Source organism: Tabrizicola sp. (assembly GCF_051645465.1).
GTDB lineage: Bacteria > Pseudomonadota > Alphaproteobacteria > Rhodobacterales > Rhodobacteraceae > Tabrizicola.
The window spans coordinates 1-2193 of sequence record NZ_JBOFBI010000358.1; the positions used below are offsets into that span (position 1 = coordinate 1).

Genomic DNA, 2193 nt, shown 5'->3' on the forward strand with positions numbered 1-2193 from the left:
AGCGGGGGCAGGGCGATATCGGCCAGTGTCGATCGGTCGAGATCCGTGAGAAAAGCTGCTTCCGCAGAACGCAGACGCGCCTTGAGCCGACAGCGCGTGTCTATCGAACAGGCACCCCCATCGGCCCCGAAACACTCGACCAAGGGCTGCCCTTCTTCCAACAACCGGATTACCTGGCCAAGCCGGATCTCGGACGCCGGTCGGGCCAGCACGGCGCCACCGCCGCCGCCGCGCCGGGTTTCGATCAGGCCTGCGCGCGCCAGATGCTGGATGATCTTGGCCAGATGATTGCGGGACAGGCCCAGGGCTTCGGCCAGTTCGGCCGTGGAGTTGGCGCGCGACGGATCGGCGGCCATCCGCATCAGCATCCGTAGCCCGAAGTCGGTGAAGGAGGTCAGCCGCATGAAGTCGGTTTCCTTGAATAGGTATTTACAATACCAATTAGCAGGCCTAAGCCAAAGCGCAAGACGGAGACTCAGATGTCCAGCGCAACTGTCAGCTTGTCCATCCCGACAACCAGGCCGGAAGTGACGGCCGCCCTTATGGTAGAGACGGGTCTTAGCCCCGATGTTCTGCGCGATCTGGTACACCGCTTTTACGGCTGTGTCCGTGCAGATGCCGTTCTGGGGCCGATCTTTGCGGCCCGCATCACCGATTGGGCCGTGCATCTTGAGCGGATGGTGACGTTCTGGTCTTCGATCGCCTTGATGACCGGGCAGTATCATGGCCGGCCGGTGCCCGCGCATACTCCGTTGCCGATCAATGCGGCACATTTTGACCGCTGGCTTGCGCTGTTCCGCGCGACAGCTGTTGATACCTGCACGCCCGCGGGAGCCTTGCACCTGATCGAGCGCGCCGAGCGGATCGCCCATTCCCTGCACATCGCCGTTCAGTCAGCCCAAAGCGACCCCGTCGCCCCACCCAAACTGTTCTTCTGACAGGAGACCTCACATGACCGAAGCTGCAGCGCCGTCCGAGCCGACCGCCCTGACCCGGCACATCGAGGAGCGCTACCATGCCCGCCACAGGGAGCAGCTTCCGCAACTGGTGGCAATGGCGGAGCGTGTCGAGGACGTGCACTTCGGCGACGTGGGCGTGCCTGACGGACTGTCGGCCCTGCTGCACGAGATGCTCGGCGAATTGGAGGTACATATGAAGAAAGAGGAACTGATCCTGTTTCCCGCGATCCGCAAGGGCGGGATGCCCGGCATCGAGACTCCGATCGCGGTGATGCGCGCCGATCATGCCGGGCATGACCGCGAGCTGGCCGAGATCCTCCGACTGACCGCAAACCTGACCTTGCCCGACGGGGCCTGCGGCACCTGGACCGGGCTTTACCGTGGACTGGATGAGTTCACCCGCGACCTGGCCGAGCACATGCGGCTGGAGAACGACGTGCTGTTCCCGCAGTTCGAGGCCGAGCGGCGCGCCGATGTCTGAGCCGGGCCCATTCGCCTCGTCCCCCTGCATGGCTTGCGAGATCGCCCCGGACTACTTCGATCCGTTGGCTGTGGACCAAGAGCAGGCGCGCGACGTCGCCCGCTGGCGCAAGGCCGAGCGCGCGCGATTGCTCGCAGACCGTCAGGCCCTGTCCGTGTCGCAGCGTCGTGCAGCGGCAGACATGATTGCCGCGCGTGTCGATACCCTCCTTGCTGAACGTTTCCCGAGCGTCGACGGGCTGACGCTCTCGGCTTGGTGGCCGATCAAGGCGGAACTGAACTTGCGGCCCTGGCTGGAAAGCCTGCTCGCACGCGGCGCGCGCGTCACATTGCCCGTGGTCACAGCGCCCTCTGCACCACTGGCGTTCCGCCTATGGACGCCGGATTGCAGGATGGTGCAGGGCTTCTGGAAGATCCCGGTCCCGGCTGACGGGCCAGAGGTGGTGCCTGACCTGACCCTTGCCCCCTTGGTGGGCTGGGACCCGGCAGGGTTTCGGCTGGGCTACGGCGGGGGGTACTTTGACCGCACGCTCGCCGTGCTGTCGCCTCGCCCGATGACAATCGGTATCGGTCTGCAATCTGCCCGGCTTGCCACCATCTTTCCCCAACCCCACGACATCGCACTGGACGTCATCCTGACCGAGGCCGGGGTCCAGTACGAACAGAAGGACGCATGATGACCACCACTGCCGAACAGATGCGCGCCTGGACCGGCCCTGCGATCCTGACCTACGGGTTCCGGCCATTCTTCTTC

At 64.8% G+C, this 2193-nt stretch carries 4 protein-coding genes; 3 read left to right on the forward strand and 1 reads right to left on the reverse strand.

Annotated elements, in window-relative coordinates; all coding sequences use genetic code 11:
* A partial coding sequence (locus tag ACRCSW_RS22220) for an Rrf2 family transcriptional regulator (protein WP_438707834.1) occupies positions 1–404 on the reverse strand: 404 nt, incomplete at its 3' end.
* A gap of 75 nt (positions 405–479) precedes the next feature.
* On the opposite strand from ACRCSW_RS22220, the gene ACRCSW_RS22225 reads away from it, so the two are divergent.
* From ACRCSW_RS22225 to ACRCSW_RS22235, 3 genes are read left to right on the forward strand one after another with little or no spacing between them, the layout of a single operon-like run.
* Positions 480–938: a group III truncated hemoglobin gene (locus ACRCSW_RS22225; protein WP_374302569.1), complete on the forward strand. Its 459-nt coding sequence runs from the start codon at positions 480–482 to the stop codon at positions 936–938.
* A gap of 13 nt (positions 939–951) precedes the next feature.
* Entirely contained in the window at positions 952–1440 is a 489-nt protein-coding gene (locus ACRCSW_RS22230) for a hemerythrin domain-containing protein (RefSeq protein WP_374302567.1), read from the forward strand.
* Complete coding sequence (locus ACRCSW_RS22235; protein WP_134078525.1) at positions 1433–2116, forward strand: 5-formyltetrahydrofolate cyclo-ligase; 684 nt, start codon at positions 1433–1435, stop codon at positions 2114–2116. Before ACRCSW_RS22230 ends, ACRCSW_RS22235 begins: the two co-directional genes overlap by 8 nt.
* The last annotated feature ends 77 nt before the right edge of the window (positions 2117–2193 follow it).

Excerpts from the sequence above, each read along its gene's own strand:
- ACRCSW_RS22225 (WP_374302569.1), top strand. The coding sequence starts at position 480 with ATGTCCAGCGCAACTGTCAGCTTGTCCATCCCGACAACCAGGCCGGAA.
- ACRCSW_RS22230 (WP_374302567.1), top strand. The coding sequence starts at position 952 with ATGACCGAAGCTGCAGCGCCGTCCGAGCCGACCGCCCTGACCCGGCAC.
- ACRCSW_RS22235 (WP_134078525.1), top strand. The coding sequence starts at position 1,433 with ATGTCTGAGCCGGGCCCATTCGCCTCGTCCCCCTGCATGGCTTGCGAG.